Source organism: Shinella sp. Sh6, assembly GCF_055392685.1.
Genome location: NZ_AP044005.1, coordinates 3,808,331 through 3,833,931 on the forward strand (window position 1 = coordinate 3,808,331; position 25,601 = coordinate 3,833,931).

Annotated in this window: 26 protein-coding genes and 1 riboswitch; of the genes, 11 read left to right on the forward strand and 15 right to left on the reverse strand. The window is 67.4% G+C overall.

The window, feature by feature from the left end:
- Positions 1-193: 193 nt before the first annotated feature.
- From ACZ5TO_RS18215 to dnaN, 5 genes are all read right to left on the reverse strand, one after another.
- Complete coding sequence (locus ACZ5TO_RS18215) at positions 194-1,174, reverse strand: complex I NDUFA9 subunit family protein (RefSeq protein ID WP_464799089.1); 981 nt, start codon at positions 1,172-1,174, stop codon at positions 194-196.
- A gap of 118 nt (positions 1,175-1,292) precedes the next feature.
- Positions 1,293-1,580, reverse strand: coding sequence for a DUF1330 domain-containing protein (locus ACZ5TO_RS18220; RefSeq protein ID WP_464799090.1), 288 nt, complete (start codon positions 1,578-1,580; stop codon positions 1,293-1,295).
- A 16-nt stretch (positions 1,581-1,596) separates the two neighbouring features.
- Positions 1,597-2,295 (reverse strand): orotidine-5'-phosphate decarboxylase, encoded by a 699-nt coding sequence (pyrF, locus tag ACZ5TO_RS18225; protein ID WP_464799091.1) that lies wholly within the window; start codon positions 2,293-2,295, stop codon positions 1,597-1,599.
- A gap of 90 nt (positions 2,296-2,385) precedes the next feature.
- Positions 2,386-2,988 carry a phospholipid N-methyltransferase PmtA gene (pmtA, locus tag ACZ5TO_RS18230; protein WP_464799092.1) on the reverse strand — a complete coding sequence of 201 codons (603 nt, stop codon included), beginning with the start codon at positions 2,986-2,988 and terminating at the stop codon, positions 2,386-2,388.
- A gap of 201 nt (positions 2,989-3,189) precedes the next feature.
- Positions 3,190-4,308, reverse strand: coding sequence for a DNA polymerase III subunit beta (dnaN, locus tag ACZ5TO_RS18235; RefSeq protein WP_184144517.1), 1,119 nt, complete (start codon positions 4,306-4,308; stop codon positions 3,190-3,192).
- Positions 4,309-4,522: 214 nt separating this feature from the next.
- Here dnaN and rsmI point away from each other — a divergent pair, with 214 nt between their 5' ends.
- The 5 genes from rsmI (at position 4,523) to ACZ5TO_RS18260 (ending at position 9,224) form a co-directional block, all read left to right on the forward strand.
- Positions 4,523-5,449: a 16S rRNA (cytidine(1402)-2'-O)-methyltransferase gene (gene rsmI, locus ACZ5TO_RS18240; RefSeq protein WP_464799093.1), complete on the forward strand. Its 927-nt coding sequence runs from the start codon at positions 4,523-4,525 to the stop codon at positions 5,447-5,449.
- Positions 5,439-5,807: a YraN family protein gene (locus ACZ5TO_RS18245; RefSeq protein ID WP_464799094.1), complete on the forward strand. Its 369-nt coding sequence runs from the start codon at positions 5,439-5,441 to the stop codon at positions 5,805-5,807. Before rsmI ends, ACZ5TO_RS18245 begins: the two co-directional genes overlap by 11 nt.
- Positions 5,808-5,922: 115 nt before the next feature.
- Complete coding sequence (locus tag ACZ5TO_RS18250) at positions 5,923-6,426, forward strand: cupin domain-containing protein (RefSeq protein ID WP_184144520.1); 504 nt, start codon at positions 5,923-5,925, stop codon at positions 6,424-6,426.
- A gap of 69 nt (positions 6,427-6,495) precedes the next feature.
- The gene (gene gshB / locus ACZ5TO_RS18255; RefSeq protein ID WP_184144521.1) at positions 6,496-7,440 is read left to right on the forward strand and encodes a glutathione synthase; all 945 of its coding nucleotides are present in this window, start codon (positions 6,496-6,498) and stop codon (positions 7,438-7,440) included.
- A gap of 254 nt (positions 7,441-7,694) precedes the next feature.
- On the forward strand, positions 7,695-9,224 hold the full coding sequence (locus ACZ5TO_RS18260; protein WP_464800424.1) for a YifB family Mg chelatase-like AAA ATPase: 1,530 nt from the start codon (positions 7,695-7,697) through the stop codon (positions 9,222-9,224).
- Between the two features lie 46 nt (positions 9,225-9,270).
- On the opposite strand, the gene cysK is transcribed toward ACZ5TO_RS18260, so the two are convergent.
- The 4 genes from cysK to dut form a co-directional block, all read right to left on the reverse strand.
- The gene (cysK, locus tag ACZ5TO_RS18265) at positions 9,271-10,239 is read right to left on the reverse strand and encodes a cysteine synthase A (RefSeq protein ID WP_464799095.1); all 969 of its coding nucleotides are present in this window, start codon (positions 10,237-10,239) and stop codon (positions 9,271-9,273) included.
- A gap of 97 nt (positions 10,240-10,336) precedes the next feature.
- Entirely contained in the window at positions 10,337-10,954 is a 618-nt protein-coding gene (locus tag ACZ5TO_RS18270) for a LysE family translocator (RefSeq protein WP_464799096.1), read from the reverse strand.
- 62 nt (positions 10,955-11,016) lie between these two features.
- Complete coding sequence (locus ACZ5TO_RS18275; RefSeq protein ID WP_464799097.1) at positions 11,017-11,904, reverse strand: GNAT family N-acetyltransferase; 888 nt, start codon at positions 11,902-11,904, stop codon at positions 11,017-11,019.
- Positions 11,905-11,908: 4 nt separating this feature from the next.
- On the reverse strand, positions 11,909-12,373 hold the full coding sequence (gene dut, locus ACZ5TO_RS18280) for a dUTP diphosphatase (RefSeq protein WP_464800425.1): 465 nt from the start codon (positions 12,371-12,373) through the stop codon (positions 11,909-11,911).
- Between the two features lie 85 nt (positions 12,374-12,458).
- Here dut and ACZ5TO_RS18285 point away from each other — a divergent pair, with 85 nt between their 5' ends.
- Together ACZ5TO_RS18285 and thiD are read left to right on the forward strand one after the other, a co-directional pair.
- On the forward strand, positions 12,459-14,039 hold the full coding sequence (locus ACZ5TO_RS18285) for a peptide chain release factor 3 (protein WP_464799098.1): 1,581 nt from the start codon (positions 12,459-12,461) through the stop codon (positions 14,037-14,039).
- Positions 14,040-14,250: 211 nt separating this feature from the next.
- Positions 14,251-14,347: riboswitch (TPP riboswitch) on the forward strand.
- Positions 14,348-14,386: 39 nt separating this feature from the next.
- Positions 14,387-15,196 (forward strand): bifunctional hydroxymethylpyrimidine kinase/phosphomethylpyrimidine kinase, encoded by an 810-nt coding sequence (gene thiD, locus ACZ5TO_RS18290; protein WP_464799099.1) that lies wholly within the window; start codon positions 14,387-14,389, stop codon positions 15,194-15,196.
- Positions 15,197-15,199: 3 nt separating this feature from the next.
- Here the strand turns inward: thiD and ACZ5TO_RS18295 are convergent, their stop codons facing one another.
- Together ACZ5TO_RS18295 and ACZ5TO_RS18300 are read right to left on the reverse strand one after the other, a co-directional pair.
- Complete coding sequence (locus ACZ5TO_RS18295) at positions 15,200-15,811, reverse strand: LysE family translocator (protein ID WP_464799100.1); 612 nt, start codon at positions 15,809-15,811, stop codon at positions 15,200-15,202.
- 78 nt (positions 15,812-15,889) lie between these two features.
- Positions 15,890-16,684: an AraC family transcriptional regulator gene (locus ACZ5TO_RS18300; RefSeq protein WP_464799101.1), complete on the reverse strand. Its 795-nt coding sequence runs from the start codon at positions 16,682-16,684 to the stop codon at positions 15,890-15,892.
- 222 nt (positions 16,685-16,906) lie between these two features.
- Between ACZ5TO_RS18300 and ACZ5TO_RS18305 the strand changes: the two genes are divergently transcribed.
- On the forward strand, positions 16,907-17,728 hold the full coding sequence (locus tag ACZ5TO_RS18305; RefSeq protein ID WP_464799102.1) for a class II glutamine amidotransferase: 822 nt from the start codon (positions 16,907-16,909) through the stop codon (positions 17,726-17,728).
- Here the strand turns inward: ACZ5TO_RS18305 and coaBC are convergent.
- From coaBC to ubiE, 4 genes are all read right to left on the reverse strand, one after another.
- Positions 17,721-18,926: a bifunctional phosphopantothenoylcysteine decarboxylase/phosphopantothenate--cysteine ligase CoaBC gene (coaBC, locus tag ACZ5TO_RS18310; protein ID WP_464799103.1), complete on the reverse strand. Its 1,206-nt coding sequence runs from the start codon at positions 18,924-18,926 to the stop codon at positions 17,721-17,723. The two genes, ACZ5TO_RS18305 and coaBC, sit on opposite strands and share 8 nt — an antisense overlap.
- Before the next feature lie 88 nt (positions 18,927-19,014).
- A complete protein-coding gene (locus ACZ5TO_RS18315; protein ID WP_464799104.1) occupies positions 19,015-19,818 on the reverse strand; it encodes an ion channel in 804 nt (267 codons plus the stop codon).
- Between the two features lie 37 nt (positions 19,819-19,855).
- Positions 19,856-21,430 (reverse strand): 2-polyprenylphenol 6-hydroxylase, encoded by a 1,575-nt coding sequence (gene ubiB, locus ACZ5TO_RS18320; protein WP_464799105.1) that lies wholly within the window; start codon positions 21,428-21,430, stop codon positions 19,856-19,858.
- The gene (gene ubiE / locus ACZ5TO_RS18325) at positions 21,431-22,207 is read right to left on the reverse strand and encodes a bifunctional demethylmenaquinone methyltransferase/2-methoxy-6-polyprenyl-1,4-benzoquinol methylase UbiE (RefSeq protein WP_464799106.1); all 777 of its coding nucleotides are present in this window, start codon (positions 22,205-22,207) and stop codon (positions 21,431-21,433) included.
- 176 nt (positions 22,208-22,383) lie between these two features.
- Here ubiE and mutM point away from each other — a divergent pair, with 176 nt between their 5' ends.
- The 3 genes from mutM (at position 22,384) to rpsT (ending at position 24,627) form a co-directional block, all read left to right on the forward strand.
- The gene (gene mutM / locus ACZ5TO_RS18330; protein WP_464799107.1) at positions 22,384-23,274 is read left to right on the forward strand and encodes a bifunctional DNA-formamidopyrimidine glycosylase/DNA-(apurinic or apyrimidinic site) lyase; all 891 of its coding nucleotides are present in this window, start codon (positions 22,384-22,386) and stop codon (positions 23,272-23,274) included.
- Between the two features lie 20 nt (positions 23,275-23,294).
- Positions 23,295-24,068, forward strand: a complete 774-nt coding sequence (locus ACZ5TO_RS18335) for an enoyl-CoA hydratase (RefSeq protein WP_464799108.1) — start codon at positions 23,295-23,297, stop codon at positions 24,066-24,068.
- A gap of 292 nt (positions 24,069-24,360) precedes the next feature.
- Positions 24,361-24,627, forward strand: coding sequence for a 30S ribosomal protein S20 (rpsT, locus tag ACZ5TO_RS18340; RefSeq protein ID WP_184145771.1), 267 nt, complete (start codon positions 24,361-24,363; stop codon positions 24,625-24,627).
- The last annotated feature ends 974 nt before the right edge of the window (positions 24,628-25,601 follow it).

The following is a 25,601-nucleotide window of genomic DNA, read 5'->3' on the forward strand; positions in this document are numbered from 1 at the left end:
TGACGCGGCGGGTGCGGTGTTTATTCGCAGGTCCCGCCACAATCAATATCGCCACATGCTGAATCGCGCGTAAATGCCGCAACGCATTTTTTAACCGCTGCATAAGTGCAACAGCCGACCCCAAGCGCTTTGGAAAAAACGGGAGCGGCCGCCGCGGAACGCGTCCGTGGCGGCCGGCTTCGATGCGGGAAAATCAGGCCGTGCGGTCGATCTTGGTGAACTGGCCCTGCGTGCGGTAGCGCACGAGATAGCTCGGCAGGATCACCTCGACGAGCGCCGGCTCGATGCCGATGGCTTCCAGCGTGCGGCCCTCGGCGCGAGCAGCCTCGGAGACGATGTTGTCGGCGCGCAGCAGCGTCACCTGGTCGGCCGTCAGCGGCGGCTTGACGAAGGGGATCATCGAGGCGAGCGAGCCGATCAGCGAAGCGACGGCGAAGGGCAGCGAGACGAGCGGGTTCTTGCGGTCGACGATGCGCAGCATGGTTTCGAGACACTGGCGGAAGGTCAGCACTTCCGGGCCGCCGAGCTCGTAGATGCGGCCGCGCTCGATTACGCCGTCCACCGAGCGGGCGACGGCTTCGGCGACGTCGCCGACATAGACCGGCTGGAGCTTCGTGCGGCCGCCGCCGATCAACGGCAGGAACGGCGCATAGCGCGCCATGGTGGCGAACTTGTTGAAGAAGCCGTCCTCGGGGCCGAAGACGATGGAGGGGCGCAGGATGACCGCATCGGGAACCGTGCGCCGCACGGCCGCCTCGCCGCGCGCCTTGGTGCGGGCATAGGTCGAGCCGGAATTCTCGTCCGCGCCGATGGCGGAGATGTGGGTGAGCTTCGCACCGGCCGCACGGGCGGCTTCCGCCACGGCGCGGGCGCCGAAATCCTGCACGGCGTCGAAGGTGTTGCGGCCGGTCTCGAAGAGAACGCCGACGCAATTGACGACGTGATCGGCGCCTTCGACGGCGCGGTCGACCGACTGGCGGTAGCGCAGGTTCGCCTGCACGAAGGAGATCTGGCCGACGCCGCCGATCGGCTGGAGGAAGCCGGCAAGGTCCGGCCGGCGCACGGCGACGCGGATGCGGTAGCCGCGGCGTGCCAGCGCGCGCACCACATGACGCCCGACGAAGCCCGAGCCGCCGAAGACGGTGACGAGCGGCGGAAGGTTGGACAAGGTCATGGGATGCTCCTGAAGAGAATGGTCGGTCTTTAGGGCCTACATAGCCCAAACCGCAGGCAAGGTGAAGCGCGGCGAAGCGTCTCCCGCGCCTTCCTTGCGCCGGCGCAAGACGGCGCCGTCAGACGCCCTCGACGACCACCATCTCGGCGTCCGCGACCTCCTGGCGGATGGCGGCGGCGATCTGGTATTCCGGCGAGTTGTAACAGTCGACGGCCGCCTGGAACGAGGGAAACTCGATCACCACGTTGCGCGCGCGCACCGCGCCCTCCAGCCGCTCGAACGTGCCGCCGCGGGCAAGGAAGTTCGCGCCGTATTTCTCGAAGGCCGGCTTGGCGACCGTAACGTAATCCTTGTAGCGCTCGGCATCACGGACATCGACCCGTGCGATCCAGTAGCCCTTGGGCATCGTTCTCTCCCTGTTTTCAAGCGGCAAGCGCGCCGTCCATCTCGGCGAGGATCGCCTTTGCGGCAGCGAGCGGATCGTCGGCCTTGACGATGGGCCGGGCGACGACGAGGTGGCTGGAGCCGGCCTTCAGCGCATCGGCCGGCGTCATCACGCGTTTCTGGTCGCCGAGCTCGGCACCGGCGGGGCGGATGCCGGGCGTGACGATGGCCATGTCCGGCCCGACGATCTTGCGCACGGCTTTCGCCTCCTCGGCCGAGCAGACGACGCCGCCCATGCCGGCGATGCGCGCCTGTTCGGCGCGGCGCAGCACCAGCGTGTGGGGATCGTATTCGTAGCCGGCGTCGAGCACGTCCTTGGCGTCCATCGAGGTCAGGACCGTCACGCCGAGAAGGCAGAGGTCCGAGCCCTTCGCCGCGGAGACGGCGGCGGCCATGGCCTTCGGATAGGCGTGCAGCGTCAGCATGGACATGCCCATCTTGACGATGTTCTCGACGCCCTTGGCCACCGTGTTGTCGATGTCGAGCAACTTCATGTCGAGGAAGACCTTCTTGCCGTCCTTCGCAAGGTCGCGGGCGAATTCCAGCCCGCCGGCAAAGACGAGCTGGTAGCCGATCTTGTAGAAGAGGGCGGCCTCGCCGAGCGTCCTGACCACCTTCTCGGCCTCCGCGATGGTCGGTACATCGAGGCCAACGATCAGGCGGTCGCGCGCGGACATGGTCACATCCCCTTCCAAGATTGCATTGCCGTCCAGTCGCATGTCACGCCGCGGTCCGCAAGCGGGAAAGCGAAAAGACCGCCGGCGGCCTCAGTGGGTGCGGCGGTAGGTCCAAAGCTGCGCCGGCGGAATGTTGCGCACGACGAAGTCGAGATGGCTGATCTGGTAGCGGTCCGGCATGGCGACGACGGGCGAGAGCGGGCCGTAGGAGATCTGCACCACGGGCCGGCCGACGGGAATGCGGCCCAAGAGGTCCTCGATCAGCGCCACGCGCCTGTGCATCGGGAAATTGAGGAGCGGCACGGCCGAGACGATGCTGTCGAAGGTCGTATCGCTGAGCTCCCCGAGCGTCTTGTCGAGGTCGAAGGCATCGCCGTTGATGAAATTGACGCCGGAAAAGCGCGCGACGAGGTGATTGTAGAAATCCGTCGAGAATTCGACCGCGAAGAGCTTTTCGGGCGGAAGGCCGGTTTCCAGGATCGCCTTGGTGATGACGCCGGTGCCGGGACCGAGCTCCAGGACCGGCAGGCCCGAGGCCGGATTGACGACGCCCGCCATGCGGCGCGCGGTGATGGATGAGGTGGGAATGATCGCTCCGACCGCCCGCGTATTGCTCATCCAGCCCTTGAAGAAGCGGATCTCCTCGTCGAATTTCCTGCCGAGCCGTTCCTTCACCTTCACGCGCAGCGTCATGCCGTCCCCTCCATGGTCGCGTTCTTCCGGCCGGCGGCGGGGCTCATCCCGCGAATCGCCGGCACGGCTGAATATGCGACGCGGTTTGCGTCAAAAACAAGTCTGATTGCGTCGTCTTTGTCTCATACAATCACTTGTCTCTAAAAAAGGAACCCGCCGGCATCCGGCGGGTTCCCCGATTCCTGTCGTGCCACGCCGCGGCTATACGCGCATCGGCATCAGCACGTAGAGCGCGTCGTCGCCGGCAAGGTCGCGCACCAGTGTCGGCGAGCCGGGATCGGCCAGCATGAAGACGGCTTCCGTGCCGGAAAGCTGCGCGGTGATGTCGAGCAGGTATTTCGCGTTGAAGCCGATTTCGAGCGGATCGTTCTCGTAGCCGACGGCGAGTTCTTCCGTCGCGCTGCCCGAATCCGGATTGTTGACCGTCAGCGTGAGCTGGCCTTCGGCGAGCGCCAGCTTCACGGCGCGGCCACGCTCGGAGGAGATGGTGGAGACGCGATCGACGGCCTGGGCGAAGGACTGGCAGTCGATCTTCAGTTCCTTGTCGTTGTTGGTCGGGATCACGCGCTGGTAATCGGGGAAGGTGCCGTCGATCAGCTTGGAGGTCAGCACGATGGAGCCGATGGTGAAGCGGATCTTCGCGTCGGAGACTTCCACGGTGACGGTGAGGTCCGGGTTGTCGACCAGCTTCTGCAGTTCGCCGACCGTCTTGCGCGGGATGATGATGCCGGGCATCCCCTCCGAGCCCGAAGGCGCATCGACGTCGGCGCGGGCGAGGCGATGGCCGTCGGTGGCGACGGCGCGCAGCTTCAGGTCGCCCTTGCTCTCGATCGTGTGGATGAAGATGCCGTTGAGATAGTAGCGGGTCTCTTCCGTCGAGATCGCGAACTGGGTGCGATCGATCAGCATCTTGAGATCCGTCGCCTTGAGGCGGAACGTGTGCGAGAAGCTGCCGGCGGTCAGGTCCGGGAAGTCGGACTGCGGCAGGCACTGCAGCGAGAACTTCGAGCGGCCCGAGGCGACCGTCATGGAGGCGCCGTCGGCGCTGGTGGCGAGCAGCACTTCCGAGCCGTCCGGCAGCTTGCGCACGATGTCGTAGAGAAGGTGCGCGGGAACGGTCGTCGCGCCGGCCTGCTCGACCTGCGCGGGCGTCGCCTCGGTGATCTCGAGGTCCAGGTCGGTCGCCTTCATGTCGAGGCTCGCGCCGTCCGAGCGCAGGAGCACGTTCGAGAGGATCGGGATCGTGTTGCGCCGTTCCACCACGCGGTGAACGTGATTCAGCGACTTCAGAAGATTGGACCGCTCGAGAGTAATGCGCATTGAACTGTACCGCTTTCGACCGCTGGCACGCCGGAAACCGGCGCGGCATTGCCTTGAATTCCGGCGGATGCCGGACTGATGTGGAGGGGCAAAATGGCAGAAGTCCAAGGAGGATTGCAAGTGCTAACGGCGCGGGATGCACGATCCACAGGCCGCGCACCTTGCAGGGGGCTCTCCGCTCGCCCATAAGGAGGCAAAGGAAAGGCGAAAGACGATGCGGGACGAAGGCGCGGCAAACGGGACGGGCGAGGGCGGCAGGACGTTCCGTCTCCACAATGCCGTGATCCCGGCCCGGCCGCTGGAGCCGGCGCTCTACCTCGTCGCGACCCCCATCGGCAACCTATCCGACATCACGTTGCGCGCACTCGAAACGCTGGCCGGCGCCGACGTGCTCGCCTGCGAGGATACCCGCGTCACCCGCGTGCTGCTCGACCGCTATGGCATCGTCAATCGGCCCTATGCCTATCACGAGCACAATGCCGACGAGGCCGGCCCGCGCCTCATCTCGGCGCTCGAAGCGGGAAAATCCGTCGCGCTCGTCTCCGATGCCGGCACGCCGCTCGTCTCCGACCCCGGCTATCGCCTCGCGCTGCTTGCGATCGCCGCCGGCCACCGCGTCGTGCCCATTCCGGGCGCCTCCGCGCCGCTCGCCGCGCTCGTGGGGTCGGGCCTGCCGAACGATGCCTTCTTCTTCGCCGGCTTCCTGCCCACCAAGGACAAGGCGCGCCGCGACCGGCTCGCCGAGCTTTCCGCCGTTCCGGCAACGCTCCTCTTCTTCGAATCGCCGCACCGCATCGCCGCGACGGTGACGGCGGCCGCCGACGTTCTGGGCGAGGGGCGGGCGGCCTGCGTCTGCCGGGAGCTCACCAAGACCTTCGAGGAGTTCCGCCGCGGCACGCTCGGCGAGCTTGCCGCCCATTACGGCGGCGGGCATGCCGTCAAGGGCGAGATCGTCTTCGTCGTCGGCCCGCCGGGCGCGGCGGCGGCCCCCGAGGCCGCAGATGTCGACCGGCTGCTGTCGGCGCTCGCAAGGGACATGCCGGCCGGCAAGGCGGCGACCGAGGCGGCCCGCCAGACGGGCCTGCCGCGCAAGGAGCTCTACCAGCGCCTCCTCGACCTGAAGGACGCCGATGCGGGATAGGACGGCGGATCCCGGCCGGCAGAAGGCCTTTCGCCGGGGGCATGTCTCCGAATACATTGCCGCGCTCTATCTCCTCGCCAAGGGCTTCCGCATCCGCGCGATCCGCTACCGCACCAAGCTCGGCGAGATCGATATCGTCGCCCGGCGCGGCGACCTCGTGATCTGTGTGGAGGTGAAGGCGCGCGCGAGCGTCGACGACGCCGTCTTCGCTGTCACCGGGGCCGCACAGCAGCGCATCCGCGCGGCCGGCGACATCTGGCTCTCGCGCCAGCCGGACGCCCATCGCCTCTCGTTGCGGTACGATATCGTCGCGGTTCTGCCCTGGCGGCTTCCACGACATTTTCCGGATGCGTTCTGATCGAAGGCCAGGGCTCGCAAGAGCAAGGTTACGGATCGTTAAAATGCCGCGGATCGTCTCAACCGCGCCGTTACCCGTGCAGGTTAGTCTTCTCCCGATTGCAAAGGGGGATGATATGGTCCTGAAACTCATGCTCGCCACCATGGCCGCCGCCGCCATCCGCACGCACCGGCAGGAAGCCAGGGCGCCGCGCCCGCCGGTCGCGGCCGCACCCGACGACATGGAGATGGAGCCGGCGCCCATCGACCCGGCCTGGATACTGTCGGGCAGCCCCGTGGCGCGCGTGTCGCTGCATTCGCGGGCCTATGACAGGCTGGCGCGGACGGCGGTCTGGGATTGCACGGCCGGCACCTTCCGCTGGTATTTCGGCTGGGACGAGACGGTGGTGATCCTCGACGGCGCGGTGCATGTGACCGGCGAGGACGGCAGCGAGCGCACGCTGAAGGCCGGCGACGTCGCCTATTTCCCCGCAAAGAGCTGGGCGACGTGGCATATCGACAGCTATGTCCGCAAGGTCGCCTTCTGCCGCAAGGAATTCCCCATCCCGATCGACATGGCGCTGAAGCTGCGCGACCGCGTGCGCGGCATCCGGCGATCCTCCGGGGGGCTTGCCGCCTGAGCTGCAGCGCCCGTTGCCTTCGGGCCTGCGGCACCTTACATGTGTCGGGCATTCCTGAGGGGACTTTTCATGGCCAAGATCAAGAACGTCGCGGTTCAGATGGACCACGTCTCGACCATCAACATTGCCGGCGATTCCACCTTCGCCATGAGCCTCGAGGCGCAAAGCCGCGGCTGCAGGCTCTTCCACTATACGCCCGACCAGCTCAGCCTGCGCGACGGCAAGGTCCATGCGACCGTCCAGCCGATGGAACTGCGCGACGTCAAGGGCGACCACTTCACGCTCGGCGCGCCCGAGCGCATCGACCTTGCGACGATGGACGTGGTGCTCCTGCGCCAGGATCCGCCCTTCGACATGGCCTACATCACCTCGACGCATCTCCTGGAGCGCATCCACCCGAAGACGCTGGTGGTCAACGATCCGGCCTGGGTGCGCAATTCGCCGGAGAAGATCTTCGTCACCGAATTCGCCGACCTGATGCCGGCAACCCTCATCACCCGCGATCCGGGCGAGATCCGCCGCTTCCGCGAGGAGATGGGCGACATCATCCTGAAGCCCCTCTACGGCAACGGCGGGGCCGGCGTCTTCCATTCCACCCGGGACGACCGCAACCTGTCCTCGCTGCTCGAAATGTTCGGCCAGCTCTTCCGCGAGCCCTTCATCGCCCAGCAATACCTGCCGGACGTGCGCAAGGGCGACAAGCGCATCCTGCTCGTCGACGGCGAGCCCGTCGGCGCCATCAACCGCGTGCCGGCCGAGCATGACAGCCGCTCCAACATGCATGTCGGCGGGCGCGCCGAGGCGACGGAGCTGACCGCGCGCGAAAAGGAGATCTGCGATCGCATCGGCCCGGCGCTGCGCGAGCGCGGCTTCCTCCTCGTCGGCATCGACGTCATCGGCGACTACATGACGGAGATCAACGTGACCTCCCCGACCGGCCTTCGCGAAGTCAAGCGCTTCGGCGGCGCCGACATCGCGGCGCTTCTGTGGGACGCCATCGAGCGCAAGCGCTGAGCCTTCCGCACGGCGCTGCGGGGCGTTCCGTTCGCGGACGTCCCGCCTTCGTTCCGCAAATACAACCGCATGCAACCGGCGCGGGGAAAAATCGCCCGCCGGTTCTATAATTGTTCTTGTTTCATTCCCTGTTCCATGCCAGATTTGCAGATGCAACCCAGAGGCGGTTGCGGGCGCGGGTTTCGGCAGAAACGTGTTGCGGCGTCGTCATGCGCCATGAACGGCGCGGCGCTGCGGGGCAGGCGGGGGCAGGCATGGTGGCGCGGGTCGGTACGATTGCATTCCAGGGCATCGAGGGTGTGCCCGTCGACGTGCAGGTCATGGTGGCGCCCGGCAAGGTGGGCATGCAGATCGTCGGCCTTGCGGACAAGGCGGTGGCCGAGAGCCGCGAGCGGGTGCAGGCCGCCCTTCATGCCTCCGGCCTTTCGCTTCCGCCCAAGCGGGTGACGGTCAACCTCGCGCCGGCCGATCTTCCCAAGGAAGGCAGCCACTACGACCTTGCCATCGCCCTCGGCCTCATGACGGCGCTCGGCGCCGTGCCGGGCGATGCGCTTGGCGGTTATCTCGTCATCGGCGAACTGAACCTCGACGGCACCATCGCGCCCGTCGCCGGCGCGCTGCCCGCCGCCATGGCCGCCAATACGCTCGGCAAGGGCCTCGTCTGCCCGGCGGAAAACGGCGCGGAAGCGGCCTGGGCCGGCGGCGGCCTCGATATCCTTGCCCCGCGCAGCCTGATCGCGCTCGTCAACCATTTCAAGGGAAGCCAGGTCCTCTCCCGCCCCACCCCGGCGATCCGGGCCGCAGCATCCGATATGCCGGACCTTGCCGATATCCGCGGCCAGGAAAGCGCCAAGCGCGCGCTGGAGGTGGCGGCCGCCGGAAACCACAATCTCCTGATGGTCGGCCCGCCCGGTTCGGGGAAATCCATGCTGGCCGCGCGCCTTGCCGCCATCCTGCCGCCGCTCTCGCCGGCCGAGTTGCTGGAGGTCTCGATGATCCATTCCGTCGCCGGCCAGCTTTCCGGCGGGCGGCTTTCCGACCGGCGGCCGTTCCGCACGCCGCACCATTCGGCCACCATGGCCGCGCTCGTCGGCGGCGGTCCGCGCGCCCGGCCGGGCGAGGCTTCGCTCGCCCATAACGGCGTCCTCTTCCTCGACGAATTGCCGGAATTCTCGCCGCAGGCGCTCGATGCGCTGCGCCAGCCGCTCGAAACGGGCGAGTGCGTCATCGCAAGGGCCAATCACCGCGTCAGCTATCCCGCCGCCGTGCAACTGGTCGCGGCGATGAACCCCTGCCGCTGCGGCATGGCGGGCGAGCCGGGCCGCACCTGCGCCCGCGGCCCCCGCTGCGTCAGCGATTATCAGGCCCGCATCTCCGGTCCATTGCTCGACCGCATCGATATCCGCATCGACGTGCCGGCCGTCTCGGCGGCCGATCTCCTGCGTCCCGGCACGGCGGAGGCGAGCGAAGCCGTCGCCCGCCGCGTCGCGCGCGCCCGGGCGCTGCAGGTGGATCGCTTTTCCCGGCTCGGCATGGCCTCGGTCACGAGCAATGCCCGCGCCTCAACCGCGATCGTCGAAAAGGTCGCCGAGCCCGATCCGGGCGGCCTCCAGCTTTTGCGCGATGCGGCGGAGAAGATGCGCTTTTCGGCCCGCGGCTATCACCGGGTCCTGAAGGTCGCCCGCACGCTCGCCGATCTCGACGAGGCACCGACCGTCGGCCGCATCCATCTGGCCGAGGCGATCTCCTACCGCATCGCCGGCGAGCGGCTGGCCGCGGCATAGCCGAAACAGGCAGGCCCGCCGCACCCATGGCGCGGCGGGCGTCCTCTCAGCCCCCGAGGCCCTCGAAGAGCGCGGTCGAAAGGTAGCGCTCGGCGAAGGAGGGGATGATGACGACGATGGTCTTGCCGGCATTTTCCGGCCGGCTGCCGACCTTGGCGGCGGCGGCGAGCGCCGCGCCCGAAGAAATGCCGACCGGCACGCCTTCGAGGCGCGCGACGAGGCGGGCATTCTCGAAGGCTTCGTCGTTGGTGACGGTGACGACCTCGTCATAGACGCCCGTGTCGAGGACGGCGGGCGCAAAGCCCGCGCCGAGGCCCTGGATCTTGTGCGGGCCGGGCGCGCCGCCGGAAAGGATCGGGCTGTCCGCCGGCTCGACGGCGACGACCTTGAAGCCGGGCTTCCTGGCCTTCAGCACCTGGCCGGCGCCGGTGATCGTGCCGCCGGTGCCGATGCCGGAAACGAGGATGTCGGCCGCGCCCTCCGTGTCGTTCCAGATCTCCTCGGCCGTCGTGCGGCGGTGGATGTCGGGGTTGGCCGGGTTCTCGAACTGCTGGGGGATGACGGCATCCGGGATGGCGGCGGCCAGTTCCTCGGCCTTGGCGATGGCACCCTTCATGCCCTTCGGCCCCTCGGTCAGCACCAGCTCGGCGCCGAGCAGCAGCAGCATCTTGCGCCGCTCGACCGACATGGTCTCCGGCATGGTGAGGATGAGGCGGTAGCCCTTGGCCGCCGCGGCGAAGGCGAGCGCGATGCCGGTATTGCCGGAGGTCGGCTCGACGAGGGTCGACTTGCCGGGCGTGATCTTGCCCTGGGCTTCCAGCCACTCGATCATCGCCACGCCGATGCGGTCCTTCACGGAGGCGATGGGATTGAAGAATTCGAGCTTGGCGAGCAGGGTCACCACGACGCCCTTTTCCTTCGCGAACTTGTCGAGCCGGACGAGCGGCGTATTGCCGACGGTCTCGGTGATGGAGGCATAGACGCGGCCGCGGCCGGGCTTTCGTGTATCGGTCATCGATTACTCCTCGGTTCTTCCGGCAAGACCATAGGAGGGAATGCGGCCTTGGGCGAGTCCGGATTCGTCCGGCAAAAAGCCGCAGGCGACGCGCCGCCTATGCCGCGCGCGTCGCGATATAGGCGGCCGTGCCGGCAAGGACCCCGGCCGCGAGCCGGTTCAGCCGCCGCAGCGCCTTCGGCTGGCGCATGAGGAGCCGCGCCCGCGAGGCAAGCGCGATATAGGGCACCAGCACGGCGAGGAGCACGATGAAGGTCGCGGCCAGCAGCACGCCGTAGTCCCTGAGCCCGACCGCATTGAGATCGACCAGCGTCGGCACCAGCGCCACGTAGAAGAGCATGGTCTTGGGATTGCCGAGCGTCACGAAGAGGCCGGAGAGGAACGACATGGCAAGGCTCGTCGAGCCCTTCGCCTCGATGTTCTGGGGCAGCAGGCCGGTCGTCCAGAGCTTCCAGGCGATATAGCCGAGATAGAGAGCACCGGCGATCTTGATGAGAAGGAAGGCCGTGGTGAAGGTCTGCGCGATGAAGGCGAGGCCGAGGATGACCGCGGTGAGGTAGAGCATGTCGCCGAGGATGAGGCCGAGCCCCATGAAGAAGGTCGGCCGGAAGCCCGAGCCGAGCGCGCGGGCGACGATCGCCGTGATACCGGGGCCGGGAATGACGGCGGCGATGAACAGCGCGCCGCAATAGGCGAGAAGAACGGCAAGGGTCATGGAAGGCTCCTTCGGATCGTCTTTTATCGCGCCTGCAAGCCCGCCGCAATGAGCGGGTCGGGTCAGAACTCCGCCGTCGGCGGCAGGCCGAAGGGCAGCGCCGGCCGAAGGTCTTCCGCCGCGCGCAGCATCAGCGCGAGCTCCCCCGTTTGCGGCACCGCGCGCGCCTCCCAGCCGAGATGATCCGGCGCGAAATGCACGGTGACATGCGGCGGCGTCACCCGCAGGCTAGCGAGAATATCCGCAAGGCGGGGAATGTGCGCACCGACGATGTCGACGAGGCCGAAGCTGCCGTCTTCCTCACGCCGCCAGGCGACGACGGCGTTGGCCTCTTCCATCAGGTCGAGCCGCAGGTCCGTATCGAGCGCCGCATTGAAAAGGAACATCTCCTTCTGCCGCAGCGGCGCGAACCGGTCCGAGACGGGCCGCCGGCCCTCCAGCAGGCGGGCGAGCGCCGTGACATCGGCCTCGCTCGCCATATCCAGCCGCCGCACCGGGCCGGCCTTCCCTTGGGCAGGCACGGGCCCGACAAAGCGATGCAGCGCCATCGGGCAAAAGCCGTAGCGCCGATAGAGCTCCGGCGTGTCGGTGAGGAGCGCGACGGCCTCGAAGCCCTCGGCATCGCAATGGTCGAGCGCCGCCTGCACGACGGTGCGGTAGAGGCCGCGTCCGCGAAAATCCGGCCGCACCGCGCCCGATTGCAGGCCGGCGGCGCGCACGAAGACGCCGTCCACGACGAGCGGCAGCGAGAAGGCGGTGATATTGGCGATGCAGGCGCCGGCCGCATCGAAGAAGGCGAAGGGAACGCTCGACGGATCCGGTCCGCCGAGCCGGTCGAGGATCGTCACGTCGATGCCGAATGTGTCTTCGAGGAGGGCCGCAAGCGCAAGCCAGGCGGCCGTGTCGCCGAAATAGTCCTGCCGGAAGGTGAGGCCGTTTCGGCCGGGCATGGCCTCAGCGCACGCCGGTGGAGCCGAAGCCGCCGGCCCCGCGCGCCGTCTCGCTCGCCTGCGCCGCCTCGTTCACCGCCACCTGCGTCACGGGGGCGATCACCATCTGGGCGATGCGCATGCCGCGTTCGACGGTGAACGCCTCCTCGCCGAGATTGACGAGCAGCACCTTCACCTCGCCGCGATAGTCGCTGTCGACGGTGCCGGGCGTGTTGAGGCAGGTGATGCCGTGCTTGAAGGCGAGGCCGGAGCGCGGGCGCACCTGCCCCTCGTAGCCGTGCGGGATCTCGAAGACGAAGCCGGTCGGCACCAGCGCGCGCTTGCCCGGTTCCAGCACCATCGGCGCCTCGACGGCGGCGCGCAGGTCCATGCCGGCCGCGCCTTCGCTCTCGTAGGCGGGAAGCGCGATATCCGCGCCGTGCGGCAGGCGGATGAGAAGGAGGGCGGGCTTTGTCTGCATGCGGCCCATAAGCCGGCGGGCGGGCGTGCGCGTCAATTGCACTTTCCGGGCGGAGCCTGTAAAGACGCGGCAACTCACAGGATATTGCTTGAACATGGCCGAAACCCTTGCCGAGGCGGTCTCCCGCCGCCGCACCTTCGCGATCATCGCGCACCCGGACGCCGGTAAAACCACCCTCACGGAAAAGCTCCTTCTCTTCGGCGGCGCCATCCAGCTCGCCGGCGAGGTCAAGGCGAAGAAGGACCGCATCCAGACCCGCTCGGACTGGATGAAGATCGAACGCGAGCGCGGCATCTCGGTCGTCACTTCCGTCATGACCTTCGAATATGACGGCAATGTCTTCAACATCCTCGATACGCCCGGCCACGAGGACTTCGCCGACGACACCTACCGCACGCTGACGGCGGTGGATGCCGCTGTCATGGTCATCGACGCGGCCAAGGGCATCGAGCCACGCACGCTGAAGCTCTTCGAGGTCTGCCGCCTGCGCGACATCCCGATCATCACCTTCGTCAACAAGATGGACCGCGAGAGCCGCGACCCGTTCGAGATCCTCGACGAGGTGGAGGAGAAGCTGGCGCTCGACACGGCCCCCATCACCTGGCCGGTCGGCCGCTCGAAGACCTTCTGCGGCTCCTATCATCTCGCCGACCGCACCTTCCGTGGCTCGGACACGCAGGTCCAGCCGGTGAAGATGGACGACGCCGCCGAGGTCGCGAAGCACCTGCCGGAAAACGAGCGCGAGGCCTTCATCGAGGAGATGGAACTGGCGCGCGAAGCCTGCCGCCCGTTCGATCGCGAGGCCTTCCTCGAAGGCCACCTGACGCCGGTGTTCTTCGGCTCGGCGCTCAGGAATTTCGGCGTGCGCGACCTCATCAATGCGCTCGGCGCCTTCGCGCCGCCGCCGCGCGACCAGATGGCGGACGTGCGCAAGGTCCATGCCGCGGAAGACAGGATGACGGCCTTCGTCTTCAAGATCCAGGCCAACATGGACCCGAACCACCGCGACCGCATCGCCTTTGCCCGCGTCTGCTCCGGCATGCTGGAGCGCGGCATGAAGGTGCGCCTTGCCCGCACGGGCAAGACGATCGGCCTTTCGGCGCCGCAGTTCTTCTTCGCCTCGCAGCGCCAGCTTGCCGATACGGCCTATGCCGGCGACGTCGTGGGCATTCCCAACCACGGGACGCTCCGCATCGGCGATACGCTGACCGAGGGCGAGGCGCTGGTCTTCGAGGGCGTGCCCAACTTCGCGCCGGAAATCCTGCGCCGTGTGCGGCTGGAAGACGCCATGAAGGCCAAGAAGCTGAAGGAGGCGCTCCAGCAGATGGCTGAGGAGGGCGTCGTGCAGCTCTTCTCGCCGGAGGACGGCTCGCCCGCCATCGTCGGCGTCGTCGGTGCGCTGCAGCTCGACGTGCTGAAGGAGCGGCTTTCGGCCGAATACGGCCTGCCGGTCTCCTTCGAGATGTCGCGTTTTTCCGTCTGCCGCTGGATCTCGTCCGACAGCGCGGCCGAGCTCGACAAGTTCGTCACCCAGCGCCGCGGCGACATCGCCCGCGACCTCGACGGCGACCCGGTCTTCCTCGCGCAGGATTCCTTCTCGTTGCGCTACGAGGCGGAGCGCTACCCGGCGATCAAGATGGTGGCCATCAAGGAGTATCACGTCAGCAAGGCGTGAGATGGCGGGCGTCGCTTAGCCCCTCATCCGGCCTGCCGGCCACCTTCTCCCCGCAAGCGGGGCGAAGGGGTATGACGCACCGTTTTCCTAAAGCAATAGCGGTTCGTGGGGCACGTCCCCTCGCCCCGCTCGCGGGGAGAGGGTTAGGGTGAGGGGCAACCTTCCGCCTGCGACTTTCCCCGTGACACGCGCGCCCGCATCTGCGACAACCCTCCCCGGACAGGGGCGTCCGCCGTCAGGCGGGCTGAGAAGCACCCTTTGAACCTGAACCGGATCATGCCGGCGGAGGGAGTCGCAGGGTGCCGTTTCCCGCCGCCCGCAGGCCGCCTCCGCTAGAAGGAGGCGCTATGGCCGAGACGATTGCCAACATCCTTTCCATCGCGGGGTCCGATCCGTCCGGCGGCGCCGGCATCCAGGCCGACCTCAAGGCCTTCGCGGCCTGCGGCACCTACGGCATGGCGGCGCTGACGGCTCTCACGGCGCAGAACACGCAAGGCGTCTCCGCCGTCCATCCCGTGCCGCCCGCCTTCGTTACGGCGCAGGTCGCCGATGTCTTCCGCGATATCCGCATCGATGCGGTGAAGATCGGCATGATCGCCTCGGCGGAGATCGCCGAAGCCGTGGCGGATGCGCTCGCGCCGCACCGCGCGGTTCCCGTCGTGCTCGATCCGGTGATGATCGCCAAGGGCGGCTCCCCGCTGCTGGCGGCGGAGGCCGTCTCGGTGCTGACGCGCCGGCTGCTGCCGCTTGCGAGCGTACTGACGCCCAACCTGCCGGAAGCCGCCGCGCTTCTCGGGGCGGCGGAAGCCGTGGACCGGGCCGGCATGGAGGATCAGGCGCGGCGCCTGCTTGCGCTCGGCCCGAAGGCGGTTCTGCTCAAGGGCGGGCATCTGCCGGGCACTGAGAGCCCGGACGTGCTGGCGACGGCGGAGGGCGTGCGCTGGCTCGAAGGCGTGCGGGTGCCGACGCGCAACACGCACGGCACCGGCTGCTCGCTGTCGAGTGCCCTTGCGGCGGAACTCGGCAAGGGGCGGCCCCTTGCCGAGGCCGTGGCGGCGGCGAAGCGCTTCGTCGCCGGTGCGGTGCGCGGGGCGGATGCGCTTTCCGTCGGCTCCGGCCACGGCCCGCTGCACCATTTCCATGCGCTCTGGCGATAGGCGTCAGCGGTCGGCGAGCGCCAGCCGCAGGCCCATCAGGCCGAGGGCGGCGGCAAAGCTGCGCTGGGTCCACAGCATGACCTTCGGCCGGCCCAGCACCTGCCGGCGCAGCCCCGCGGCAAGCGCGGCATAGAGCGCGAAGACCAGGAAGGTCAGCGCCATGAAGACGCCGCCGAGGAAGAGCATCCGCACCGTCGCATCGGGTGCCTGCGCAGGCACGAATTGCGGCAGGAAGGCGAGGAAGAACAGCGAGAGCTTCGGGTTGAGGATATTGGTGAGGACGCCCTTGCGCAGGATGGAGAAGGCCCGGCCTGCCGGCTGCGCCGGTCCCGCATCCAGCGCCCCGTCCTGCCGCAGCAGGCTTCCAGCGATGAAGAGGAGATAGGCGACGCCGAGATAGCGCAGCGTCTCGAAGGCGAGCGCGCTCGCATGGAGCAGCGCGGCAAGGCCGGCGACGCTGGCAAGGATATGCGGCACGATGCCGAGCGTGCAGCCGAAGGCGGCAAGCAGGCCGGCGCGGAAGCCGCCGCCCATGCCGAGCGCCAGCGTATAGAGCACGCCCGTGCCCGGCAGGAGGATGACGACGAGCGAGGTGATGAGGAATTCGGTGGTCATGGGAGTTCCCGTGGCTGGAGAAAGCGGCAGGGAACACCGGAGGGCCGTCGCCGGTCTTGAACGGAATTGCGGGGAAGATCAGGCGAGGGCGGAAAGATAGGCGCCGGGCGTATAGCCGTAGCGGCGCGTGAAGTTGCGCGTCATGTGGCTCTGGTCGGCAAAGCCCGCCGCCATGGCCGCCTCGGCGAGCGGCGTGCCGGCGGCGATCATCCGCCGGGCAAGGTCGGTGCGGCGCTGGAGCTGGTAGGCATGCGGCGTCAGGCCGGTGAGGCGGGCGAAATCGCGCAGCAAGCGGAAACGGCCGATGCCGCACGCGTCGGCAAGGTCATGAAGCGTCACCGCCGCGGCCGGGTCCGTGTCGATCCTCTCGCAGGCGCGGGCGATCGCGGCTGCCGCTTCCTGCGGCGGTGCCCGCTCCCTCAGAACGGCGGCGAGCAGGAGGAGAAGCCGTTCCTCGCCGGCAAGGGGCGCGGCATCGCCCGAGAGCAGCGCGGCAAGGCTCGCCGAGACGAGGCGGGCGATGCGCGCATCCGCCAGCACCGGCGCGTAGAATTCCTCGCGCGGCCGTCCCTCGAAAATATCGGCGGCGGCTGTCCCGACGAGATCCGGCCGCAGATAGAGCATGCGCCAGGCGCGCGGCCCCTCGCCGAGCGGCGCGCCGTCATGCACCTCGCCGGGATTGACGGTGATCGCGTCGCCGGCCTCCGCCTCGACGAGGCCGCGCCCGCTTGCCGATTTCTGCGCGCCGCGCTCGATGAAGCCGATACCGAAGGTCTCGTGCGTATGGCGCGCGAAGCTCAGCCGGCTGTCGGCGAAGACCGCCTCGATGCCGTCGACCCGCGTCTTGAGAATCCGGAAATGCCCGTTCGCCATGGCGCGATCTTTCGGCATCCGCACGGCGGCGTCAATGCCGCATCTGTTCCATGGGAAACCGCGCGCCGCGCGGCGTGCGCCATAATGACACGCATGGTTTCGCCCCGTTTACATTCGTTAACGCATTTTTACCCATTTGCGTTGAAAATCCGGGCAGTGCCATGGTTAATGCGTCGGGTTTAACGCCGGTTCGCGCCGGTCCTTTGAAGCGGGAAGTGCGTCATGTGCCGTTGGGCAGCCTATCGCGGGGAACCGCTTTATCTCGAGGAACTGGTGTCCTCGCCCGCCCATTCGCTGATCGAGCAATCCCATTGCGCCACCCGCGCCAAGACGGCGACGAACGGCGACGGCTTCGGTGTCGCCTGGTACGGCGAAAGGCCGGAGCCCGGCCTTTACCGCGACATCCTGCCGGCCTGGTCCGACTGTAACCTCCGGAGCATCGCCCGGCAGGTCCGCTCGCCGCTCTTCCTCGCCCATGTGCGGGCTGCGACCGGCGGCGGCACGCGGCGCGACAATTGCCATCCCTTCGTCCACGGCGTCTGGTCTTTCATGCACAACGGCCAGATCGCCGATTTCGAGCACCTGCGCCGGCCGCTCGAAACCATGCTCGACAACGACCTCTACAATTCCCGCACCGGCTCGACGGATTCGGAACTCCTGTTCCTGCTCGCCCTGCAATTCGGCCTGGAGCGCGATCCGCTCGGCGCGATGGCCGAGACGATCGCCTTCGTCGAGCGGCTCGCCGCGCATCTGGAGCGCCGCGTGCTCGTGCGCTTCACGGCGGCCTTCTCCGACGGCCGGCAGCTTTATGCCGTGCGCTATGCGACGGACTTCGCCGCGCCCACGCTCTATGCCGCGCCGATGGGCGAGACCGGCGGCTACTGCCTCGTGTCCGAGCCGTTGAACGACGAGGTGGAAGCCTGGGTGGAGATCCCGGACGGCAGCGCCGTCGTGCTCGGGGAAAACGGCGTCGACGTGCGCATCTTCTCGCCCGCCGGTCGTCCGGCGGGCGGAATGGAAGCGAAACTCGCCCTCGTCAAGTAAGCCGCTCGGCGATCCAGCCGGCAAGGCGGTCGGCGACCTCGTCCTTGGAAAGGTCCGGCCAGGCCTCGATACCGGCCTCGGTGATCAGCTTCACGCTGTTGCGTGTGCCGCCCATGATGCCGGTTTCCGGCGAGACGTCGTTGGCGACGATGAGGTCCGCGCCCTTTTTCTTCAGTTTCACTCGGCCGTTCTTCTCGACGTCCTGCGTCTCGGCGGCAAAGCCGACGACGATCTTTGGGCGGTCCGCATGGTGGCCGACGGTCTTCAGGATGTCCGGGTTCTCCGTCAGCATCAGCGGCGGCGGGCCTTCGCCCGGCTGCTTCTTGATCTTCTCCGCATTCGGCGCCGCCGCGCGCCAGTCGGCGACGGCGGCGACCATCACGGCGATGTCCGCCGGCAACGCGGAAAGCACCGTCTGAAGCATCTCCTCGGCCCGCTCTACCCTGATCACACTCACGCCCGGCGGGTCGGGGAGGGTGACGGGACCGGAAACGAGCGTGACGTCCGCCCCGAGCCGGGCAAGCGCCGCGGCAATGGCATGGCCCTGCCGGCCGGAGGAACGGTTGGCGATATAGCGCACCGGATCGATCGGCTCGTGCGTCGGACCGGAGGTGACGACGGCCCTGCGCCCGGCAAGCGGCCTTGTGCCGCCGTCGAGAAGGCCTTCCACGGCCGCGACGATCTCCAGCGGCTCGGCCATGCGGCCAGTGCCCGCCTCGCCGCCTTCCGCCATCTCGCCGGCATTGGGGCCGATGAAGGCATGGCCGTCGGCGCGAAGCGTCTCGACATTGCGGCGGGTCGCGGGATTGGCCCACATCTTCGGGTTCATGGCGGGCGCGAGCAGCACCGGCCGGTCGGTGGCGATGAGGACGGCGGAGGCGAGATCGCCGGCAAGGCCGTTCGCCATCTTCGCCATCAGGTCGGCGGTGGCGGGTGCGACGAGGACGAGGTCGCAGTCGCGCGCCAGCCGGATATGGCCGACATCCTGCTCGTCCTCGCGGGAAAAGAGGTCCGTATAGACATGGCCGGAGGAGAGCGCGCCGACGGCGAGCGGCGTCACGAATTCCTGCGCCCCGGCGGTCATGACCGGCCGCACCTCCGCGCCGCGCTCGCGCAGGCGCCGGATGAGGTCGAGGCTCTTGTAGGCGGCGATGCCGCCGGAGATGACGAGGAGGATGCGTTTTCCTGCAAGCGGCATGGCGGGGTCCCGGGCTCGTGAGGCGCATGGTGGTCTTTCCTCCTATCCCTTTGAAAAGGCTTTTCCAAGCCGTTTCGGGCAGAAGCGCTCAGGCGCCCTCGTCGGGAATGTTCAGCACATGGCCGCAGGCCTTGCAATGCACCGCGTCCGCCTCGTGGCGCGACAGGCCGCATTGCGGGCAGGGGAAGGTCACCTTGTAGGGCCGCACGATCGCCTGCGCGAGGCGCACGAAGAGCGAGATGCCGATGATCATGGTGACGATGGAGGTGAGCTTGCCCAGCGTTCCGGGCAGGATGATGTCGCCGAAGCCGGTGGTTGTGACGGTGGCGACGGAGAAATAGAGCGCGTCGACGAAGCCGGCAAAGCCGTCCGCGCCGTAGAAGAAGTTGCTGTAGACGAAGCCGGTGACGAGGAAGAGGAAGACGAGGAAATTCGCGCAGGCCTCGATGATGTCTTCCTTGTCGCCGTTGCCGGTGCGGTAGAGCATCAGGGTAACGAGCTTGCTCTGGCTGATCGCCCAGATGCGCAGCACCCGGAGGAACGCGAAATTGTGCAGGTGGCTCGGCACGAGCAGCGTGGCGAGGATGACGAGGTCCACCCAGGTCATCGGCCGCATCAGCCAGTAGCGCAGGTTCGGCGCGATCAGTGCCCGTGCGGCAAGCTCGAAGGCGATGACGGCGGCGATGGCGAGATCGACCGCCACATAGGCCGAGCCCGCGCGCAGGTAAGGCCCGGTGATGAAGAAGGCGAGGATCGCGATATCGACCAGCAGCAGCGCCACCTGGAAGCGGATCGCCTGCCGGTCGCGGCCGAAATAGAGCCCGCGCAATTGCCGGCGCAGCCGTTCGAGGGTGGTTTGCGGTTCGGTGTCGCTCGGCTGCGTGTCGGTCATGACGGGGAGACTAGCGCCGGGAAGGCGCCGGTCAAGCTCAGGTGAGCTTCCAGGCGATGTAGACCAGCACCGCCGCGATGACCCAGAGCGCAAGGCGGCCCGAACGGCTGTGGCGCGCCTCGGAACGGCCGATCGCTTCCGCCGTCTCGGCGTCGAAGCGAAGGCCCTTCTCGGCCATAGCGGTGAGGTCCTGCGAGAACTTTTCCGCCTTGGCGGCGATCTCCGGGGCGGCTTCCGCCAGCCTGAGGGCGGCATGCGCGCCGTCGCGCAGGTCGGCGAGGAGGCGCTTGGGGCCGAGATTGTCGCGGATCCAGTCGCCGACGACGCCCTCCGAGGCCTTCCACATGTTGAAGCGCGGGTTCAGCGTGCGGGCGACGCCCTCCACCACCACCATGGTTTTCTGCAGCATGACGAGCTCGGTGCGCGTCTCCATGTCGAAGAGCTCCGTCACCTCGAAGAGGAGGGTGAGGAGCTTGGCCATGGAGATCGTCTCGGCCGGCTGGCCGTGGATCGGCTCGCCGATGGCGCGGATCGCCTGGGCGAAGCTCGCCGTGTCATGGTGCGAAGGCACGTAGCCGGCCTCGAAATGCACGTCCGCCACGCGCTGGTAGTCACGCGTGATGAAGCCGTAGAGGATCTCGGCGAGGAAGCGGCGTTCCTTCTTGCCGAGCCGCCCGACGATGCCCATGTCGACCGCGACGATGACGCCCGCGGGATCGACGAAGAGGTTGCCCTGGTGCATGTCGGCATGGAAGAAGCCGTCGCGCAGCGTGTGGCGCAGGAACGACTGGATCAGCGTGTCGGCGAGCCGGTCGAGGTCGTGGCCGGCGGCGCGAAGGCCGTCCACGTCCGACATCTTGACGCCGTCGATCCACTCCATGGTGACGACGTCGCGGCCGGTGCGCTCCCAGTCGACCGTCGGCACGCGGAAGCCGGGATCGTCCTTCGTGTTCTCGCCGAGCTCGGAAAGGGCGGCGGCCTCCAGCCGCAGGTCCATCTCCACCTTCGTCGTCTGCTCCAGCGTGCGCGTCACCTCCACCGGCTTCAGCCGGCGGGTGTTGGGCAGGATCTTCTCCTGCAGGCGCGCGGCCGCATACATGGCCTCGAGGTCGTGGCCGAAGCGCTGGCGCACGCCGGGGCGGATGACCTTGACGGCGACGCGCTGCTCGCCATCGGCCTTGCGCACGGTGGCCGGATGGACCTGCGCGATGGAGGCGGCGGCGAGCGGATCGCCGAATGTGGCGTAGAGGTCTGCGAGCGGACGGCCGAGCGAGCCTTCCACCGTCGCCACCGCGGCCTCCTTCGGGAAGGTCGCCATGCGGTCCTGCAGCGCCGAAAGCTCGACGGCGATCTCCGCGCCGACGACGTCGGGACGGGTCGCCAGGAACTGGCCCATCTTCACATAGGAGGGGCCGAGGCGCTCGATGGCGCGGGCAAGGTTATCGCCGCGCCCGACGCGGGCGGCCTTGCGGCGCTCGAAGAGGCCGGCAACGGCCTTGCCCGTGCGGGCGAGCGGCGGCATGCCGTCAGCCGGCAGCGCCGAGACGACGCCCTCGCGCACGAGGACCCAGCCCACGCGGGCGAGGCGAAAATAGGCGCCGATGACGCTCATTCAGAGCTTCCAGCCGGAATGCAGCGCTGCGATGCCGCCGGTATAGTTGGTGTAGGTGACGCGCGAGAAGCCGGCCTTGCGGATCATCGCGGCGAAGTCCTCCTGGCCCGGGAACTTGCGGATCGATTCCACGAGATACTGGTAGGGCTCGGCATCGCCCGTGATCATCTTGCCGAACTGCGGGATCGCCTTGAACGACCAGGCGTCGTAGAACCTGTCGAGCAGCGGCATCTCCACCTCGGAAAATTCCAGCACGAGGAGGCGCCCGCCGCGCTTCAGGACCCGGTAGGCTTCCGACAGCGCCACATCGATGCGCGGCACGTTGCGGATGCCGAAGGCGATCGTGTAGGCGTCGAAGCTGTTCGCCTCGAAGGGCAGTTCCTCGGCATTGGCCTCGACGAAATCGAGATTGGCGGAAAGGCCCTTCCTGGCCGCCCGGTCGGCGCCGACGGAGAGCATCGAGCCGTTGATGTCGAGGACGGTGGCGTGCGCCAGCCGGCCGGAGGCCTCGATGATGCGGAAGGCGATGTCGCCCGTGCCGCCGGCCACGTCCAGCACCTTGTAGGACGGGTCCCTGCGCGGGTTGAGGCTGGCGATCATCGCGTCCTTCCAGGCCCGGTGAAGGCCCGCGGACATGACGTCGTTCATGATGTCGTAGCGCTTGGCGACCTTGTGGAACACGTCGTTGACGAGCGCCTGCTTCTCGCCCTGCCGCACCTCGCGGAAGCCGTAGGAGGTCTCCATCCCGCCGTCTGCGGATGTGCGCTGTTCCGTCATCGTCGTCTCCGTGGGCCTGTCTGTCGCAGCCGGATTGCCGCAAAGACCATAGCGAATTGCCGTCTGGCGCGCTATCTGAACGCTTCGCCGCGTATATAGGACATAGATTGCCGAGAGGGAAATGCCCGGGCGCGGCAAATGCGCCCAAAGGTTAAATCCCCTTCAAGGAGAACGACATGCCGGAATTGCCGGAAGTGGAGACGGTGAGGCGCGGCCTCGCGCCCGTCATGGAGGGGGCGCTGATCCGCCGGGCGGAGCTGCGCCGCCCGGACCTGCGCTTTCCCTTCCCCTCCGGCTTTTCCGGGGCGCTGGAGGGCCGGCGCGTCGTCTCCCTCGGCCGGCGCGCGAAGTATCTCCTGATCGATCTCGACGGCGGCGACGTGGTGATAGCCCATCTCGGCATGTCCGGCTCCTTCCGGGTGGAGGGCGCGGATGCCGGCGACACGCCCGGCGACTTCCACAGGCCGCGCGGCAAGGACCCGCGCCACGACCACGTCGTCTTCCACCTGGAGACCGCGGAAGGCGAGCGCCGCGTCGTCTACAACGACCCGCGCCGCTTCGGCTTCATGGATATCGCCCGCCGCGAGGACATCGCCGGCCATGCCTTCTTCCGCGATCTCGGCGCCGAGCCGACCGGCAACATGCTCGACGCCGACTACGTCGCGGCAAAGTTCCGCGGCCGCCAGACGCCGCTGAAGGCGGCGCTCCTCGACCAGAAGAACATTGCCGGCCTCGGCAATATCTATGTCTGCGAGGCGCTGTGGCGCGCCCATCTTTCGCCCGAGCGCCTGGCCGGCACGCTGGTGACGGCGGCGGGCAGGCCGAAGAAAGAGCTCGTCACGCTCACCGGGGCGATCCGCGAGGTGATCGCGGATGCCATCGCCGCCGGCGGCTCGACGCTGCGCGACCATATCCGCGCCGACGGCTCGCTCGGTTATTTCCAGCATTCCTTCTCCGTCTACGACCGCGAGAAGGAGGCTTGCCGCACGCCCGGCTGCACGGGAACGATCGGCCGCATCGTGCAGGGCGGCCGCTCGACCTTCTATTGCGCCGCCTGCCAGAAGTAGAGAACAGAGGAGAGAGAAGAATGGCCTATGAAACCCTGCTGGTGGAGACGCGCGGGCGCGTCGGCCTTGTCACGCTCAACCGGCCGCAGGCGCTGAACGCCCTGAACCGCCAGTTGCTCGACGAGCTGAAGGCTGTGCTTGCCGGCTTCGCGGCCGATGCCGGCATCGGCGCGGTCGTCGTCACGGGCTCCGAAAAGGCCTTCGCGGCCGGCGCGGACATCAAGGAGATGCAGCCCTACGGCTTCGCCGAGGCTGTTGTCGAGGACCTTGCCGCCGGCTGGGACGAGGTCGCGGCCTTCCGCAAGCCGATGATCGCGGCCGTCAGCGGCTTTGCGCTCGGCGGCGGCTGCGAGCTCGCCATGATGTGCGACTTCATCATCGCTTCCGAGACGGCGAAGTTCGGCCAGCCGGAAATCACGCTCGGCATCCTTCCCGGCATGGGCGGCACGCAGCGCCTGACCCGCGCCGTCGGCAAGGCCAAGGCCATGGACCTCGTGCTCACCGGCCGCATGATGGATGCGGCCGAGGCCGAGCGCTCGGGCCTTGTCGCCCGGGTCGTCACGCCGGAAAAGCTGATGGAGGAGGCGCTGGCGGCAGCGGAGAAGATCGCCGGCTACTCGCTGCCGGCCACCATGATGGCGAAGGAGGCGGTCGTCCGTGCCCACGAGACGGTGCTGTCGGAAGGCATGCGCGCCGAGCGCCGGCTGTTCCACGCGCTCTTTGCGACCGAGGATCAGAAGGAGGGCATGGCGGCCTTCATCGAGAAGCGCAAGCCCGCCTTCCGCAACCGCTGAGGCAGGCGCATGTTGCGCAAAAGTGTGGAGCGGTTTTGCGATAACAACATGCGAAAACGAAGATGCTAGAGCGTGACAAGCGGATACGAAGGACCGCGCCACGCTCTAGCACGGCGTTTCTTGCAGAATCCGCGTTGACGACACCGCGGTTTCCGGCTATACGCCGCCCACAGTTTGGAAAGCCGAATTCTGAGGTTTTCCGATATTGCTCCCGAATTGCTTTGATGACAGGTCGCAGTGACCCGGCACGGCGAGGGCGGGGTTTGTGTCAGATTTCTGAAGAGAGACATACATGGCCAATACAACCTCGGCAAAGAAGGCGACCCGCAAGATCGCCGCGCGCACCGCAGTCAACAAGTCGCGCCGCTCGCGCGTCCGCAACTTCATCCGCAAGGTCGAAGAGGCCATCGCCTCCGGCGACCAGGCTGTCGCCGCTGCGGCCCTCAAGGCTGCCCAGCCGGAACTGATGCGCGCTGCCACCAGGGGCGTGCTGCATTCCAACACGGCTTCCCGCAAGGTTTCGCGCCTTGCCGGCCGCGTGAAGGCGATGACGGCCTGATCAGCCCTTTCGAGAGCTATGCAATATTAGTAAAAGCCCGGCGCCTGCGCCGGGCTTTTTCTTTGCTTTTCGCACCTTGCTATGGTTAACGTGCAAGGCTTGATCGTGTCAAAAGAATGACGGGAAAAATCCTTTAAATTCAGTTACTTGCGGGAGGTTGCAGTGCCTCTGCCGGTCTTTCGTTGCGGGAGTTTGACAGCATTTTGAGTCAAGCGAATTTTTATTTTTTTCGTTTTCCGACCGTCCCGAAAACAACCCGAAAACAAAGCCATTGATTCCTAACGGATTCTCCCCCGAGGGGGCGATTCCGAGTCAAAAACGGTCTTCCGAGTCAACGCCCGCCCCTTAATTTTGCGTAAAATTCGTGATTGATCTTGGTGGCTGATCCTGCCTAAATGCTTTCCACAGGGGGCACGGACACAGCCTGAAAACGACTGCCGACAAGACTGTCTCGTATAGGCAGCGGTGGTTGTTCGTTCCCTGTGACGAGGCGGCTCCGCTTCGTAAAATCATCAAACCGGCAACGCTTGCCCCAGATGCCTCCCGGCATTCTGGTGAGTGTTTTTGCGACTATCGGTTGCGCCGGTTGCGGCCATGGAAATGGCCCGATGAGAGGAGTATGCCCGCCCGCGCTCGACGAGGAGAGCGAGTGGCGCGGCCACAGACGGAAACGCGTGATCGGGTATGATGCCGGATCGGCGGGACCGAATTGTGTTTGGGAAAAGGATCGCACCGGAGGTAGGGGGCCGGTGGGATCGGGGCACCCAGATCCCGGACCGGGCGATGGCTCGGCACGGCCGGGGGATGGCAAACATGAAAGGCGCCGGCAGGAATGCCGACGTGGCGAAGGAAGCATGAAAGGCGGCAAGATGCAGATGAATACGGCCAGAGCGGCTGGTGCATTCGCAAACGGGGAAAATGCAGTAAAGGCGCTCCCGCAAGAAGGGGCACAGGCGGCGGGGGTTCCATCGGAG

What these genes read in the sequence shown, in the direction of transcription:
- ACZ5TO_RS18295 (WP_464799100.1), bottom strand. Translation starts at nt 15,811, where the DNA reads ATGACCACCGAATTCCTCATCACCTCGCTCGTCGTCATCCTCCTGCCG.
- ACZ5TO_RS18270 (WP_464799096.1), bottom strand. Translation starts at nt 10,954, where the DNA reads ATGACCCTTGCCGTTCTTCTCGCCTATTGCGGCGCGCTGTTCATCGCC.
- ACZ5TO_RS18300 (WP_464799101.1), bottom strand. Translation starts at nt 16,684, where the DNA reads ATGGCGAACGGGCATTTCCGGATTCTCAAGACGCGGGTCGACGGCATC.
- rsmI (WP_464799093.1), top strand. Translation starts at nt 4,523, where the DNA reads ATGCGGGACGAAGGCGCGGCAAACGGGACGGGCGAGGGCGGCAGGACG.
- ACZ5TO_RS18335 (WP_464799108.1), top strand. Translation starts at nt 23,295, where the DNA reads ATGGCCTATGAAACCCTGCTGGTGGAGACGCGCGGGCGCGTCGGCCTT.
- ubiB (WP_464799105.1), bottom strand. Translation starts at nt 21,430, where the DNA reads ATGAGCGTCATCGGCGCCTATTTTCGCCTCGCCCGCGTGGGCTGGGTC.
- rpsT (WP_184145771.1), top strand. Translation starts at nt 24,361, where the DNA reads ATGGCCAATACAACCTCGGCAAAGAAGGCGACCCGCAAGATCGCCGCG.
- coaBC (WP_464799103.1), bottom strand. Translation starts at nt 18,926, where the DNA reads ATGCCGCTTGCAGGAAAACGCATCCTCCTCGTCATCTCCGGCGGCATC.
- dut (WP_464800425.1), bottom strand. Translation starts at nt 12,373, where the DNA reads ATGGGCCGCATGCAGACAAAGCCCGCCCTCCTTCTCATCCGCCTGCCG.
- ubiE (WP_464799106.1), bottom strand. Translation starts at nt 22,207, where the DNA reads ATGACGGAACAGCGCACATCCGCAGACGGCGGGATGGAGACCTCCTAC.
- ACZ5TO_RS18250 (WP_184144520.1), top strand. Translation starts at nt 5,923, where the DNA reads ATGGTCCTGAAACTCATGCTCGCCACCATGGCCGCCGCCGCCATCCGC.
- ACZ5TO_RS18275 (WP_464799097.1), bottom strand. Translation starts at nt 11,904, where the DNA reads ATGCCCGGCCGAAACGGCCTCACCTTCCGGCAGGACTATTTCGGCGAC.
- thiD (WP_464799099.1), top strand. Translation starts at nt 14,387, where the DNA reads ATGGCCGAGACGATTGCCAACATCCTTTCCATCGCGGGGTCCGATCCG.
- ACZ5TO_RS18260 (WP_464800424.1), top strand. Translation starts at nt 7,695, where the DNA reads ATGGTGGCGCGGGTCGGTACGATTGCATTCCAGGGCATCGAGGGTGTG.
- ACZ5TO_RS18215 (WP_464799089.1), bottom strand. Translation starts at nt 1,174, where the DNA reads ATGACCTTGTCCAACCTTCCGCCGCTCGTCACCGTCTTCGGCGGCTCG.
- ACZ5TO_RS18220 (WP_464799090.1), bottom strand. Translation starts at nt 1,580, where the DNA reads ATGCCCAAGGGCTACTGGATCGCACGGGTCGATGTCCGTGATGCCGAG.
- ACZ5TO_RS18315 (WP_464799104.1), bottom strand. Translation starts at nt 19,818, where the DNA reads ATGACCGACACGCAGCCGAGCGACACCGAACCGCAAACCACCCTCGAA.
- gshB (WP_184144521.1), top strand. Translation starts at nt 6,496, where the DNA reads ATGGCCAAGATCAAGAACGTCGCGGTTCAGATGGACCACGTCTCGACC.
- ACZ5TO_RS18305 (WP_464799102.1), top strand. Translation starts at nt 16,907, where the DNA reads ATGTGCCGTTGGGCAGCCTATCGCGGGGAACCGCTTTATCTCGAGGAA.
- dnaN (WP_184144517.1), bottom strand. Translation starts at nt 4,308, where the DNA reads ATGCGCATTACTCTCGAGCGGTCCAATCTTCTGAAGTCGCTGAATCAC.
- ACZ5TO_RS18245 (WP_464799094.1), top strand. Translation starts at nt 5,439, where the DNA reads ATGCGGGATAGGACGGCGGATCCCGGCCGGCAGAAGGCCTTTCGCCGG.
- ACZ5TO_RS18285 (WP_464799098.1), top strand. Translation starts at nt 12,459, where the DNA reads ATGGCCGAAACCCTTGCCGAGGCGGTCTCCCGCCGCCGCACCTTCGCG.
- mutM (WP_464799107.1), top strand. Translation starts at nt 22,384, where the DNA reads ATGCCGGAATTGCCGGAAGTGGAGACGGTGAGGCGCGGCCTCGCGCCC.
- cysK (WP_464799095.1), bottom strand. Translation starts at nt 10,239, where the DNA reads ATGACCGATACACGAAAGCCCGGCCGCGGCCGCGTCTATGCCTCCATC.
- pmtA (WP_464799092.1), bottom strand. Translation starts at nt 2,988, where the DNA reads ATGACGCTGCGCGTGAAGGTGAAGGAACGGCTCGGCAGGAAATTCGAC.
- pyrF (WP_464799091.1), bottom strand. Translation starts at nt 2,295, where the DNA reads ATGTCCGCGCGCGACCGCCTGATCGTTGGCCTCGATGTACCGACCATC.